The 13,678-nt window shown below is 71.4% G+C and carries 12 protein-coding genes; 10 read left to right on the top strand and 2 right to left on the bottom strand.

The annotated features are described in order from the left end of the window. Positions 1-537 (bottom strand): SRPBCC family protein, encoded by a 537-nt coding sequence (locus GGQ69_RS14025; protein ID WP_183529626.1) that lies wholly within the window; start codon positions 535-537, stop codon positions 1-3. A 154-nt stretch (positions 538-691) separates the two neighbouring features. Between GGQ69_RS14025 and GGQ69_RS14020 the strand changes: the two genes are divergently transcribed. The 10 genes from GGQ69_RS14020 (at position 692) to GGQ69_RS13975 (ending at position 12,623) form a co-directional block, all read left to right on the top strand. Next, on the top strand, positions 692-2,275 hold the full coding sequence (locus tag GGQ69_RS14020) for a SulP family inorganic anion transporter (protein ID WP_183529624.1): 1,584 nt from the start codon (positions 692-694) through the stop codon (positions 2,273-2,275). Positions 2,276-2,418: 143 nt separating this feature from the next. Further along, positions 2,419-3,015 (top strand): DedA family protein, encoded by a 597-nt coding sequence (locus GGQ69_RS14015; RefSeq protein WP_183529623.1) that lies wholly within the window; start codon positions 2,419-2,421, stop codon positions 3,013-3,015. A 138-nt stretch (positions 3,016-3,153) separates the two neighbouring features. After that, positions 3,154-4,746 (top strand): fumarylacetoacetate hydrolase family protein, encoded by a 1,593-nt coding sequence (locus tag GGQ69_RS14010; RefSeq protein ID WP_183529622.1) that lies wholly within the window; start codon positions 3,154-3,156, stop codon positions 4,744-4,746. Beyond that, on the top strand, positions 4,743-5,456 hold the full coding sequence (locus tag GGQ69_RS14005; RefSeq protein ID WP_298044544.1) for a GntR family transcriptional regulator: 714 nt from the start codon (positions 4,743-4,745) through the stop codon (positions 5,454-5,456). Before GGQ69_RS14010 ends, GGQ69_RS14005 begins: the two co-directional genes overlap by 4 nt. Before the next feature lie 43 nt (positions 5,457-5,499). Then, on the top strand, positions 5,500-7,047 hold the full coding sequence (gene hpaE, locus GGQ69_RS14000; protein ID WP_183529621.1) for a 5-carboxymethyl-2-hydroxymuconate semialdehyde dehydrogenase: 1,548 nt from the start codon (positions 5,500-5,502) through the stop codon (positions 7,045-7,047). A 59-nt stretch (positions 7,048-7,106) separates the two neighbouring features. Then, the gene (hpaD, locus tag GGQ69_RS13995; RefSeq protein ID WP_183529620.1) at positions 7,107-8,273 is read left to right on the top strand and encodes a 3,4-dihydroxyphenylacetate 2,3-dioxygenase; all 1,167 of its coding nucleotides are present in this window, start codon (positions 7,107-7,109) and stop codon (positions 8,271-8,273) included. A 155-nt stretch (positions 8,274-8,428) separates the two neighbouring features. Next, a complete protein-coding gene (locus GGQ69_RS13990) occupies positions 8,429-9,883 on the top strand; it encodes an MFS transporter (protein ID WP_221243821.1) in 1,455 nt (484 codons plus the stop codon). A 101-nt stretch (positions 9,884-9,984) separates the two neighbouring features. Then, positions 9,985-10,836 carry a LuxR C-terminal-related transcriptional regulator gene (locus GGQ69_RS13985; protein ID WP_183529619.1) on the top strand — a complete coding sequence of 284 codons (852 nt, stop codon included), beginning with the start codon at positions 9,985-9,987 and terminating at the stop codon, positions 10,834-10,836. Positions 10,837-10,983: 147 nt separating this feature from the next. Beyond that, the gene (locus GGQ69_RS13980) at positions 10,984-11,769 is read left to right on the top strand and encodes a 2-keto-4-pentenoate hydratase (RefSeq protein ID WP_183529618.1); all 786 of its coding nucleotides are present in this window, start codon (positions 10,984-10,986) and stop codon (positions 11,767-11,769) included. After that, positions 11,754-12,623, top strand: a complete 870-nt coding sequence (locus tag GGQ69_RS13975; protein WP_183529617.1) for an HpcH/HpaI aldolase/citrate lyase family protein — start codon at positions 11,754-11,756, stop codon at positions 12,621-12,623. The genes GGQ69_RS13980 and GGQ69_RS13975 overlap by 16 nt, the downstream gene beginning before the upstream one ends. A 169-nt stretch (positions 12,624-12,792) precedes the next feature. Here the strand turns inward: GGQ69_RS13975 and GGQ69_RS13970 are convergent, their stop codons facing one another. Further along, complete coding sequence (locus GGQ69_RS13970; RefSeq protein ID WP_183529615.1) at positions 12,793-13,578, bottom strand: IclR family transcriptional regulator; 786 nt, start codon at positions 13,576-13,578, stop codon at positions 12,793-12,795. Between the last annotated feature and the right edge of the window lie 100 nt (positions 13,579-13,678).

Raw genomic sequence — 13,678 nt, 5'->3', positions numbered from 1 at the left:
CTACAGGTACAGGCCGGCCAGCCGGGTCAGCGAGGACCGGATGCCGTTCGCGTTGTCCGCCGGCCGCCGGCTCAGTTCGTAGGCCCTGGCCACGAGCGGCCTCGTCCAGGAGTAGTCGAAGGTCTCGGTGACCAGGGTGGTGCCGTCGCCCCGGTCCTCGAACTGCCAGCGCCAGCGGTGACCGCCCGGGTGCTGCCACTCCACCACGCGGTCCTGGTCCGACGCGGTGGTCACCAGCCTCATCGTGTAGGGCAGGCCGAACTTGCGCATCGCCATCGTGAACTCGTCACCCACCGCCAGCCGGGTCGGCCCGGTCCTGGTGTACTGCACCGACTCCGAGCCGTCCACCTCGTGGTGCCGGTGGGGATTGGCCAGCAGGGCCCACAGCTCGGTGGCGGGGGCGTTCACGGTGATCCGGTAGCTGACCTGACGGGGACCGGTGCCCACCCGTTCCGGCCAGGCGGCCTGGGGCGCGGACACCGGAAGGCCGGTCTCCGGGTTGGTCCGTCCTGATGCACTCTCGGGCTGATCGCTCATGGCCCCAGTCTAGGGACGGCCGAGCTGTCGTCACCCGCGGTGTTCGCACGCCGCCCTCACCCGCCGACGGCGCGCGCACGCCGCCGGTGACGGGACCACCCCGGCTAGGGTGGGGCCGTCACCTCCACCGCCGCACCGTCCCCGAGGCACCGCCATGTCATCCAAGAAGCCCACGTCCCCCGGACAGCCCGCCGCACCGAACCATCCGGAGGTCCGGCAGAACCTGGCGCTGGGGCCCTCCGGGGCCCGCCCGGGGGACCGGATGTCGGTGTGGGCCACGCTGCGGCGGCCGGGATGGCTGAAGACCGAGGTGCTCGCCGGGCTGGTGGTCGCGCTCGCCCTCATCCCGGAGGCCATCGCGTTCTCGCTCATCGCCGGCGTCGACCCGACGGTAGGGCTGTACGCCACCGCCGTCATGGCCATCTCCATCGCCTTCCTCGGCGGGCGCCCGGCGATGATCTCCGCCGCCACGGCGGCCACGGCCCTCGTGATCGCCCCGGTGGTGGCCAGCCACGGTGTCCAGTACCTGCTGGCCACGGCCGTCCTGGCCGGGGTCATCCAGGTCCTGCTGGGCCTGCTCGGCGTCGCGCGGCTGATGCGGTTCATCCCGCGCAGCGTGATGACCGGTTTCGTGAACGCCCTGGCCATCCTCGTCTTCATCTCCCAGCTGCCGGACCTGATCGGGGTGCCGTGGGTCGTCTACGTGCTGGTGGCGATCGGGCTGGCCCTCATCTTCGTCCTGCCCCGGCTCACCACCGCCGTCCCGGCCCCGCTGGTCTCGATCGTCGTCGTGACCGTGCTGGTGATCGCCACGCAGCTGGCGGTGCCGACCGTTGGGGACAAGGGCGAACTCCCGGACGCCCTGCCCTCCCTGGTCATCCCGGACGTCCCCCTCACCCTGGAGACGCTCGAGGTGATCGCCCCCTACGCGCTGGCCATGGCCGTCGTGGGGCTGCTCGAGTCGCTCATGACCGCCAAGCTGGTGGACGACATCACGGACACCCGCTCGGACAAGACCCGCGAGGCCCTGGGGCAGGGCGGGGCCAACGTCCTCGCCGGGCTCTTCGGGGGCATGGGCGGCTGCGCGGTGATCGGGCAGACGATGATGAACGTCAAGGTCGCCGGGGCGCGGACGCGGTTGTCCACCCTCACGGCCGGCGTGATGGTCCTGGTGCTGTCGGTGCTGCTGGAGGAGGCCGTGGCGGTGGTGCCCATGGCCGCGCTCGTGGCCGTGATGGTCTTCGTGGCCTGGTCGGCCTTCGACTGGCACTCGATCCGGCCCTCCACCCTGCGGGCCATGCCGAAGTCCGAGACCACGGTCATGCTCGTCACCGTGGTCTCGACCGTGGCCACGGGGAACCTGGCCGTCGGGGTGGGCCTGGGGGTACTGGCGGCCATGGTGCTCTTCGCCCGCCGGGTGGCCCACGTGGTCACCGTGCACCGGGCGGTCCAGGACGGTCCCGACGGCGGCGCGACCGCCACCTACACGGTCGACGGGGCCTTGTTCTGGGCCTCCTCGAACGACCTCTACACCCAGTTCGAGTATCTCGAGGACCCGGAGCGGGTCGTGATCGACCTGTCCCGCTCCCACATCTGGGACGCCTCCACCGTGGCCAGCCTGGACGCGATCACGGACAAGTACGCGCGGTACGGCAAGGCCGTGGAGGTCAACGGGCTGAACCGGGCGAGCGCGGCCATGCGCGAACGCCTGCGCGGTCGGCTGGCCGCCGGGGACTGACCCGCCGGCCAGATTCCTTCCCTCCGGGTCTTGGTCCGCACCGGTGGCCGGCGGCATGCTGGTGGTGACCGGGTGGCCCGGGCCACCCGGTCGGGACCGGCGTGCCGTCAGGCACCCGAGCGACGACGGAGGCCGGTGGACCGATGGACGCGGTGCGGGAGGTGCTCGGAGCTGCGGACTCCGCCTGGGTCTATCCGCTCGGGATGATGCTGGTCGCCGTCTCGGCGCTGTTCCCGCCCGTCCCGAGCACCTCCGTCTTCGTCGCGCTCGGGGCGCTGTCGGCCACGGAGAACGTGCCCAACGGCTTCCTGCTGGTGGTGTCCATGCTGGCCGGCGCCCTGATCGGGGACGCGGCGACCTACGGGCTGGTGCGGCAACGGGACGTGGCGAACTGGCGCATGCTCCGCGGGGACCGGGCACGGAAGGCGCTGGACGCCTCCCGGAACCGCCTCGACCACGGCGCGGTCTCCTGGGTGCTGACCTCGCGCTTCATCCCCCTGGGCCGGCTGACCATGAACGTGGCCTGCGCCATCACCCCCATCCCCTGGGGTGCCTTCATGCTCTACTCGCTGGGGGCGGGCATCCTCTGGTCCGCCTACTCCGTGGGCATCGGCGCGCTGTCCGGACTGCTGCCCGGGCTCTCCACGGAATTCACCGTCCTCGTGGCGATCGTGCTCTCGCTGCTCCTGGGCCGCGCGATCGGCGCCGCGGCGGCCTGGTACCTCCAGCCGGAGGCCTGACCGCCCGGCAGGACCCACCGGTCCGGGCCCCGGCCCGGCCCGAGGGTTGCACTCCGCGCAAAATCGTATACGATCTGTGGTGAGCGACGCAGATCACACGACGCAGACCACCCCCTGACCGCGGAGGCGCAACACACCATGGCAGACAACGCAGAGGGCACGGCGGTGCCGACCACCGGCCCCGTGGACTTCACCACCCGTGGGCACCGCCCGGGCAAGGTCATCGCACTGCACCTGAACTACCCCTCGCGCATCGCCCAGCGCGGGCGCTCGCCGCAGTTCCCCGGTTACTTCCTCAAGGCCGGCACCTCCATCGCCACCACGGGTGCCGAGATCGAACGCCCCGCCGGCACCGAGCTGCTGGCCTACGAGGGCGAGATCGCCCTGGTCATCGGCGAGGACTGCCGCCGGGTCTCCCCGGAGGAGGGCTGGTCCAAGGTCTCCGGGATCACCGCCGCGAACGACTGGGGACTGTACGACCTGCGCCACGCGGACAAGGGCTCCAACATCAAGAACAAGTCCGGAGACGGCTACACCCCGTTGGGCCCGGAGGTCATCCCCGCCGCCGCCGTCGATCCGGCCGGGCTGCGCGTGCGCACGTGGGTCAACGGCGAGCTGGTGCAGGACGACACCACCGCCGACCTGGTCTTCCCCTTCGGCCAGCTGGTGGCGGACCTGTCCCAGCTGATGACCCTGGAGGCCGGGGACGTCATCCTGACCGGCACCCCGGCCGGTTCCTCGGTCGCCCAGCCGGGTGACGTCGTCGAGGTGGAGGTGGACGCCCCCGGTGCGCCCGGTGCGCCCTCCACCGGACGGCTCGTCTCCCGCGTGGTGGCCGGGGAACACCCGATGGCGCCCTACGGACACGGACCGAAGGTCGACGACACCCAGCGGGAGGAGGCCTGGGGCTCCCGCGAGGCCGCCGGCCTGCCACCGGTCCCGGCGGCGGAGGGCGCCACCGGGGCCGGATCGGAGGGCTTCCACTACGTGCCCTCCGCGCCCACGGCGGACCGCTCACTGCTCACCGAGGAGCTGAAGGCCACGATCAACGCCACCGCGGTGGCCACCATCACCGCCCAGTTGCGCAAGCGCGGCATCGACAACGCCACGATCGACGGCGTGCGCCCCATGCACCCCGGGCAGCGCATCCTGGGCTACGCCAAGACCCTGCGCTACGTCCCCAACCGCGAGGACCTGTTCAAGGCCTTCGGCGGCGGCTTCAACGCCCAGAAGCGGGCCATGGACACCGTGGAGCAGGACGACGTCGTCGTCATGGAGGCCCGCGGGGAGACCGGCACCGGCACCCTCGGGGACGTGCTGGCCCTGCGCGCCAAGGTGCGCGGCGCCAACGCCGTGATCACCGACGGCGGCGTGCGGGACAGCGCGGCCGTCGCCGAGGTGGACATCCCGGTCTACTCCAGTGGCGTCCACCCGGCCGTGCTCGGCCGCCGGCACGTGCCCTGGGAGGTGGGCGGCACCATCGCCTGCGGCGGCACCACCGTGCAGTCCGGGGACATCATCGTCGGCGACGACGACGGCGTGGTGGTCATCCCGCCGGCACTTCTGCATGAGGTCGTCGAGGACGCCTACGCGCAGGAGCTGCAGGACGCCTGGGTGTTCGACCGCGTGGCCGAGGGCCACCCGGTGGACGGGCTGTTCCCGCCGAACGCCGAGTGGAAGCAGCGCTACGCCGAGTACCGGGCCGCGCAGGACGCGGAGCGGTCCCGGTGAGCACCCTCCGGGGCGCCGCGCCGGCGGGGGCGCCGGACACCGTGCCCCCCGCGGAGAGCCACTCCAAGGCGGACCGGGCCTACCAGGCGCTGATCGAGGGCATCCAGCAGGGCCGCTTCGCCCCGGGCAGCCGGCTCGTGCTGGCCCAACTGGCCGAGGAGCTCGGGATGTCCGTGGTGCCGGTGCGGGAGGCGATCCGCCGTCTCCAGCACGACGACCTCGTCTCCTACGAGCGCAACGTGGGCGCGACCGTCGTCGGCGTCGACCCCGAGGAGTACAGGTACACCATGGAGACGCTGGCGCTGGTGGAGGGCTTCTCCACGGCCCAGTGCGCCCCGCTGGTCACCGCCGGGGAACTGGAGCGGGCCCGGGACATCAACGCCCGGATGCGCGCCCTGCTGGACGACTTCGACCCGGTCGAGTTCACCGCCCTGAACAAGGAGTTCCACTCCACCCTGTTCGAGCACCACCAGAACCCGCACATCCTCGACCTCGTGCACCGCGGCTGGAACCGCCTGACCGCGTTGCGCTCCTCGACCTTCGCCCACGTGCCCGGCAGGGCACCCCAGTCCGTGGCCGAGCACGACCAGCTGCTCGACCTCATCGCCGCCGGTGCCCCGTTCCAGGACATCGAGACGGCCGCCCGGCAACACCGCGCCAACACCCTGGCGGCGTACATGGACACCATGGCGTCCGCCGGCCAGCACTGAACCCACCCCAGCCGTCCACCTGTCCGACCGAGAGGACCCCACGATGACGACCCAGGCCATCCCGAACACCGACTTCGCCCCGGCGAACCTGCCGGAGAAGATCCAGCACTACATCAACGGCAAGCACGTCGACTCGATCGACGGCGACACCTTCGAGGTGCTCAACCCCGTCACCAACCAGCCCTACCTGAAGGCCGCCTCGGGCAAGGTCGCGGACGTGGACGCCGCCGTCGCCGCCGCCAAGGAGGCCTTCGAGAACGGCCCGTGGCCCACGATGCTGCCGCGCGAGCGCTCCCGCATCCTCCACAAGGTCGCGGACATCGTGGAGTCCCGCGGCCAGGACCTGGCCGAGATGGAGTGCTTCGACACCGGCCTGCCGATCAAGCAGGCCCTGGGCCAGGCCCGGCGCGCGGCCGAGAACTTCCGGTTCTTCGCGGACCTGATCGTCGCCCAGCACGACGACGCCTTCAAGGTCCCGGGCCGCCAGGCCAACTACGTCAACCGCAAGCCGATCGGCGTGGCCGGGCTCATCACCCCGTGGAACACCCCGTTCATGCTCGAGTCCTGGAAGCTGGGCCCGGCCCTGGCCACCGGCAACACCGTGGTGCTCAAGCCCGCCGAGTTCACCCCGCTGTCCGCCTCCCTGTGGCCGGGCATCTTCGAGGAGGCCGGGGTCCCGGCCGGCGTGTTCAACATCGTCCACGGCTACGGCGAGGAGGGCTTCGCCGGTGACTCCCTGGTCAAGCACCCGGACGTGCCGCTGATCTCCTTCACCGGCGAGTCCCGCACCGGGCAGATCATCTTCGGCAACGCCGCCCCCCACCTCAAGGCGCTCTCCATGGAGCTCGGCGGCAAGTCCCCGGCCGTCGTCTTCGCGGACGCGGACCTGGACGCCGCCATCGACGCGACCATCTTCGGCGTCTTCTCCCTCAACGGTGAGCGCTGCACCGCCGGCTCCCGCATCCTGGTCGAGCGGAGCATCTACGACGAGTTCGTCGAGCGCTACTCCGCCCAGGCCCGGCGCGTGAAGGTCGGCCTGCCGCACGACGAGTACACCGAGGTGGGCGCCCTGGTGCACCCGGAGCACTTCGAGAAGGTCATGTCCTACGTGGAGATCGGCAAGTCCGAGGCCCGGCTGACGGCCGGTGGCGGGCGTCCGGAGGCGTTCCCCGAAGGCAACTTCATCCAGCCCACGGTGTTCGCGGACGTGGCCCCGGACGCCCGGATCTTCCAGGAGGAGATCTTCGGCCCGGTCGTGGCCATCACCCCGTTCGACACGGACGAGGAGGCCCTGGCCCTGGCCAACAACACCAGGTACGGGCTGGCCGCCTACATCTGGACCAACGACCTCAAGCGCGCCCACAACTTCGCCCAGGACGTGGAGGCCGGGATGGTGTGGCTGAACTCCAACAACGTGCGTGACCTGCGCACCCCCTTCGGCGGCGTCAAGGCCTCCGGTCTGGGCCATGAGGGCGGTTACCGGTCCATCGACTTCTACACGGACCAGCAGGCCGTGCACATCAACCTCGGTGAGGTCCACAACCCCGTCTTCGGCCGCCAGGAAGAGGCCGCCGAGGACCTCCAGGCCTGACCGCCCCCACCCCCCTCCCGCATTCCTTCCAGCATTCCCTTCCACAGCAAGGACCAGTCATGACCCACCTCGACGACCGGACGATGACGTCCTCGGGCTTCTACGTCTCCCAGGAGGCCCCCATCCACTCCGACAACCCGATCCCCACCCCGAAGGCCCCGGCGCCGGACATCCTGCGCTGCGCCTACATGGAGCTGGTGGTCACCGACCTGGCCAGGTCCCGTGAGTTCTACGTGGACGTGCTCGGGTTGACCGTGACCGAGGAGGACGAGGAGACCATCTACCTGCGCTCCCTCGAGGAGTTCATCCACCACAACCTGGTGCTGCGCAAGGGCCCGGTGGCCGCCGTCGCCGCCTTCTCCTACCGGGTGCGCAGCCCCGAGGAGCTGGACAAGGCCGTGGCCTTCTACGAGGAGCTCGGCTGCCGCGTGGAGCGCCGCCCGGAGGGCTTCACCAAGGGCATCGGCGACTCGGTGCGCGTGGAGGACCCGCTGGGCTTCCCGTACGAGTTCTTCTACGACGTCGAGCACGTCGAGCGCCTGGCCTGGCGCTACGACCTCTACACCCCGGGGGCGCTGGTGCGCCTGGACCACTTCAACCAGGTCACCCCGGACGTGCCGCGCGCCACGAAGTTCATGCAGGACCTGGGCTTCCGCGTCACCGAGGACATCCAGGACGAGGCCGGCACCGTGTACGCGGCCTGGATGCGGCGCAAGCCCACCGTCCATGACACCGCCATGACCGGCGGCGACGGCCCGCGCATGCACCACGTGGCGTTCTCAACCCATGAGAAGCACAACATCCTGGCGATCTGCGACAAGATGGGCGCCCTGCGCATCTCCGACCGGATCGAGCGCGGCCCCGGCCGCCACGGCGTCTCCAACGCCTTCTACCTCTACATCCTGGACCCGGACGGCCACCGGATCGAGATCTACACCCAGGACTACTACACCGGCGACCCGGACAACCCGGTCGTCACCTGGGACGTGCACGACAACCAGCGCCGCGACTTCTGGGGCAACCCGGTCGTGCCGTCCTGGTACACCAACGCCTCCCTCGTGCTCGACCTGGACGGGAACCCGAAGGAGGTCGTGGCCCGCACCGACGACTCCGAGATGGACGTGACCATCGGCGCGGACGGGTTCTCCTACACCCGCGAGGGTGACGAGTCCGGCACCTGGAAGGGCGAGGCCGCCAAGGGCTTCAAGCTCGGCAACCAGCTCTGACCCGTCGTCTCCCGACGCCGGCCGGCACCTCACGCGGTGGGGGACCGGCCGGCGTCGTGGCCTGGGCCCGTTACCTCCTTCGGGAGGTAACGGGCGGTCCTTTCGGCTCATAGTGTGGCGCGCATCACATTGATCGTCCGCACTGAGGAGAGGCCATGACCCTGATGAGCCATGACCGGCAGCAGCCGTTGACCGAGGCCGCCGCGCCGGCCAAGAAGCCGCCGATGGGCCGTGTAGCCGTCGCCACCACGGTGGGCACCACCATCGAGTACTACGACTTCTTCATCTACGGCACCGCGGCGGCGCTGGTGTTCCCCACCCTCTTCTTCGGCACCCTGGGCGAGGCCGGCGGCCTGGTGGCCTCCTTCGCCACCTTCGCGGTCGCCTTCTTCGCGCGGCCCGTGGGCGCGGTCATCTTCGGGCACTTCGGGGACCGGATCGGCCGCAAGAAGGCCCTCGTGGCCACCCTGCTGATCATGGGCGTGGCCACCGTGCTGATCGGCCTGCTGCCGACGCCGGCGAGCCTCGGGGCCTTCGCGGTCGTCGCCCCCATCCTGCTGGTGACCCTGCGCTTCCTGCAGGGGTTCGCCGTGGGCGGCGAGTGGGCCGGTGCCGCGCTGATGGCCGCCGAGTACGCCCCGCCGAAGCTGCGCGGCTACTTCGCCTCCCTGCCGATGCTCGGCCCGGCGATCGCGTTCGGCCTGGCCAGTGGCACCTTCCTCGTCACCAACATCACCCTCGGGGACTCCTCCGGGGCGTTCATGGAGATCGGCTGGCGCGTGCCGTTCGTCCTCAGCGCCGCCCTGGTGATCGTCGGCCTGTGGATCCGCCTGAGCATCGAGGAGACCCCGGTGTTCCTGGCGGCCAAGGCCAAGGCCGTTGCGGAGGCCAGGGCCCGGGCGGAGGACGTGCGGACCGGCGGCCCGGACGCGGCGCCCGCGTCCCCCCGCACCCTGCCGATCTGGGAGTCCGTGCGCCGGCAGTGGAAGGAGATGCTGTTGGGCGGGCTGGCCTTCAGCTCCCTGTTCGCCTTCTTCTACATCGGGACCTCGTTCCTCACCAGCTACGGCACGACCGTGCTGCAGCTGGAGCGCAACGAGGTGCTGACCACCGGCGTCATCACCTCCGTGTTCTTCGCGATCGCCACCGTGGGCTCGGGAATCCTCTCCGACCGCATCGGACGCCGGGGCACCCTGCTGCTGGCGGGCGTGGCCGGCCTGGTCTGGTCCTTCGTGATGTTCCCGATACTGAACACGGGGATGACCGAGGAGGGGGGCAGCTTCCTGTTCTTCACCCTCGGCGTGATCGGAACGCTCGTCGTGGCCGGGCTGAGCTTCGGCGCCGCCGGGTCCTTCCTGCCCGAGCTGTTCCAGACCGAGTACCGCTACACCGGTGCCGGGCTGGCCTACAGCCTGGCGGGGATCTTCGGCGGGGCCCTGCCGCCGCTGGCCGCGGCCACCCTGATGGCGACCTTCGGGGGTGGGGCCGTGGGCCTGATGCTCTCCGGCATCGCGGTGATCAGCGTGGTGGTCCTGGCCATGCTGCGCGAGACCAAGGGGTCCGACCTCGGCGCCCAGGAGGCGACCGCGGAGCCGGTGAACGCCGCCTGATCCGCGTCAGCCCCAGGAAGCCACGGCCCGGCAGCACGGGCCGTGGCTTCCTTGTTTTGCTAAAGTGTTGTGGATCACACACGAGGGGAGAGCCGCCTGTGTTGAGCCCGTCCGTCGAACTGCTGCGCCCTGATGACCGGGAGCTCATCCGGGCGTGGCTGCGCAGGATGCGCCAGGAGACGCTCACGGACGTGTGCTTCGGCGGGATCGTGCACGACGGCCGCCTGGAGATCTCCGAGCTGCGGGGCGCCAGGACCAGGGTCCTGGCCGGGCAGCAGGTGCCCGTGGGCCAGGGGCTGGGTGGCGAGGCGATGGCCCGGGACCGGCCGCTGACCGTCGAGGACTACGTCACCGCCCCGTCCATCACGCACCAGTTCGACGAGGTGGTCAGCGCCGAGGGGCTCTCGTCCATGGCGGCCATCCCCGTGGTGGTGGGCCAGCGGCCGCGCGCCGTGCTGTACGCCGCCACGCGGCAGGCGGGCACCGTGGGGGACCGGGTGATCCACGGCATGGTGTCCACCGGCCGCGCGATCGCCCAGGAACTGCGCGTGCGGGACGAGGTCGACCGCAGGGTGTCCATGATCGGGCTGGCGGACAGCGCCGGGGCCGGTGACGCCCGGGACCTCGAGGAGGCCGTGCGCACCGCGCACTCCGAGCTCATCGCGATCGCCCACTCCAGCCACGATCCCACCCTGGTCGCCGCCGTGCGCGCGGTGGCGGAGCGCCTCGAGCGCCGGGGGACGGTGCCCGCCGAGGTGCCCGCGCTGACCCGCCGGGAGATGGACGTGATGTCCCAGGTGGCCCTCGGCTGCAGCTACGCCGAGATCGGGGAGCGGCTCTCCCTCAGCCCGGTGACCGTCAAGAGCTACATGCGCTCGGTGATGATGAAGCTGCACTGCAACAACCGGGTGGAGGCGGTCGCCACCGCGCGCCGGTTGCGCATCCTGCCCTGAGCCTGCCGGCGCCACCCCGGCCTCGTCCCGGCCTGGTCCCGGAAGGGGCCGCGACCTGTGACGCAGATCGCGCCGTTATCGTATACGATCGAGGCACAACGCCCACCCCGTGGCGGCACGCCACGGGCCCCCCTGGGAGGAGCCAGCTTGCTCGACCATGAGACCCATGTGAAGATCGCCGACGAACTGCACCGGGCCGGCATCGACCGCCAGCCCGTCCCGCTGCTCACCGCGCGCTACCCCGAGATGCAGATCGAGGACTCGTACGCCGTCCAGCGCATCTGGGCCGAGCGGCAGGCCGAGGCCGGCCGCACCAAGGTGGGCCACAAGATCGGCCTGACCTCCAAGGCCATGCAGGAGGCCACCGGCATCGACGAGCCGGACTACGGGGTCATCTTCGATGACCAGGTGGTCGAGTCCGGCCACGTGTACGAGTGGGCGAGGTACACCCACCCGCGCATCGAGATGGAGCTGGCCTTCGTGCTCAAGGACGAGCTGCGCGGCCCCGGGCTGAACCTGATGGACGTGCTGCGCGCCACCGAGTACGTGGTGCCCGCCCTGGAGGTGCTGGACTCCCGCATCGAGATGAAGGGCCGCACCATCACGGACACCATCTCGGACAACGCCGCCCTGGGTTCCATGGTGCTCGGCGGGCGCCCGGTCGGCGTGGGGGACGTGGACCTGCGCTGGGTCGCCGGCATCCTGTCCCGCAACGAGGAGATCATCGAGACCGGCGTGGCCGCCGGGGTGCTGAACCACCCGGCCAACGGGGTGCACTGGCTGGCCAACCGGATCGCCGGGCACGGGGACGTGCTCGAGGCCGGGGAGATCATCCTGGCCGGGTCCTTCACCCGGCCCATGTGGGTCTACGCCGGGGACACCGTGTACGCAGACTACGGACCGCTGGGAACGGTGACATGCCGATTCGCGTGACCACTGAACCGAGCCTGAGGGACCTGTTCACCGCCGAGGCTGTCCGGGACCGCGGCGGGCGCCCCGTGGCCGGGATGTTCCTGTCCTCGGGGGATGCCACCGCCGCCGAGATCTGCGCGGGCGCCGGGCTGGACTACCTCCTCATCGACGCCGAGCACGCCCCGCTGTCCCTGGAGTCCATCCAGTCCCAGCTGCGGGTGATCGCCGGCACGGGCACGCTCGCGCTGGTGCGGGTCCCCGCCCTGGACGAGGTGGTCATCAAGCAGGTCCTGGACCTGGGCGCCCAGAACGTGCTGGTGCCCATGGTCCACACGGTCCAGGACGCGCAGGCGGCCGTGCGGGCCATGCACTACCCGCCGCGCGGGGTGCGCGGGGTCGGTTCGGCCCTGGCCCGGTCCGGCCGGTGGAACCGGACCACCGGATACCTCCAGGACGCCGGGGCGCAGGTGACCCTCCTCGTCCAGGTCGAGTCGGCCACCGCCGTGGAGAACGCGGCGGAGATCGCCGCCGTGGACGGCGTCGACGGGGTCTTCATCGGCCCCTCCGACCTGTCCGCCACCATGGGACTGATCGGGCAGCAGGCGCATCCCGACGTCGTGGCGGCCGTCAAGACGGTCATCGCGGAGGTGAAGGCCGCGGGGAAGATCGTGGGCGTCAACGCCTTCGTCGAGGCCCACGCCCGGGACTACGTGGAGGCCGGGGCCGACTTCGTGAACGTCGGCGCCGACGTCGCGCTCCTGGCCCGCGGCTCCGAGGCCCTCGCGGACACGTGGTGCCCGGACCCGGGCCAGGAGTCCGGTCCGGGCGGCGCTGCGGCCGGGCCGAGGGCCTCGACGCCGCGCGGATCCTACTGACAGGCCCTCATCGGCTCGCCCGGCCCGACCGGTACCCCGGGCGGGCCGGTGGCCGTGCGCCGGGCCCGGTGGGCCGTCCGGCGGGCCCGGTGGGCCGTCCGGCTGGGCTCCCCTCACCCGTGCCGGGCACCGCGGTCGTCCCCGGCGAGGACCGCGGTGGCCGCAGGATTCAGTGGCCGGTGGCCAGGCGCTGTCCGAGCCGGCCGGCGACCCGCTCCGCGCTGAGCGCGAGCTTCCTGCCCAGGGCCTCGACGTCCAGCTGGCGGGTCGCGTACACCACCGCGACGGCGGCCGGCAGGTGCCCGTCCACGCGCAGGGGGACGGCGACGGAGGAGACGCCGTCCAGGACCTCGTCGTTGCTGACGGCATAACCGCGCTGCCGGGCCTGCTCCACCTCCACGCGCGGGGGCAGGCCCCCGGTCAGTCCGGCGAGCTCCTCGGGCCCCATGCCCGCCTGCACGGCCAGACCCGGGGCTCCTCGGTCGAGGGGGTGGCGGGTGCCGGGGCGCTGGGTGACGGCGTGACCGTGGGAGGGCTCCACCGTCACCAGGGTGATGCACTCGCCCTGTCCCCAGACCGCCACGAAGGCGCTCATCTGCAGTTCGTTGGCCAGCGTGGTCAGCTCCGGCAGCGCGGCGGACTGCAGGTCCTGCTGCACCCCGCGCGCCAGGACGGCGAGCCCCGGTGCGCCGATCAGCCGTCCGGAGGCATCCCGCGTGATCAGCCCGTGGTCCTCCAGCGTGCGCAGGATCCGGTAGGCGATCGAGCGGTGGACACCGAGCTGGGCGGAGACCTCGGCGATCGTGGGCGGTTCCGGGGCGGAGACCACCAGTTCCAGCATGCGCAGCCCACGGGACAGGGTCTGGGAGTGCGGGGCGCCGCCGGACGCGTCCTCGCCCTTTCTCGGACGCGTCGCGGACGGGGTGTCGGGGGATCCGTGGGCAGCTGCGGTCACCGGGGGCCCTTTCATGGTGAGTCCTGAGGAGCAGGTCACGCCGCCTTGTGAGGGGTGTCACCTACCGTATATGATCTCGCATAGTTGTTCGCTATAAGAA

This window comes from Micrococcus sp. TA1 (assembly GCF_014199555.1).
Classification (GTDB): domain Bacteria; phylum Actinomycetota; class Actinomycetes; order Actinomycetales; family Micrococcaceae; genus Citricoccus.
Note: the sequence above shows the minus strand (reverse complement) of the source record. Positions and strands in the feature narration are given on the sequence as shown.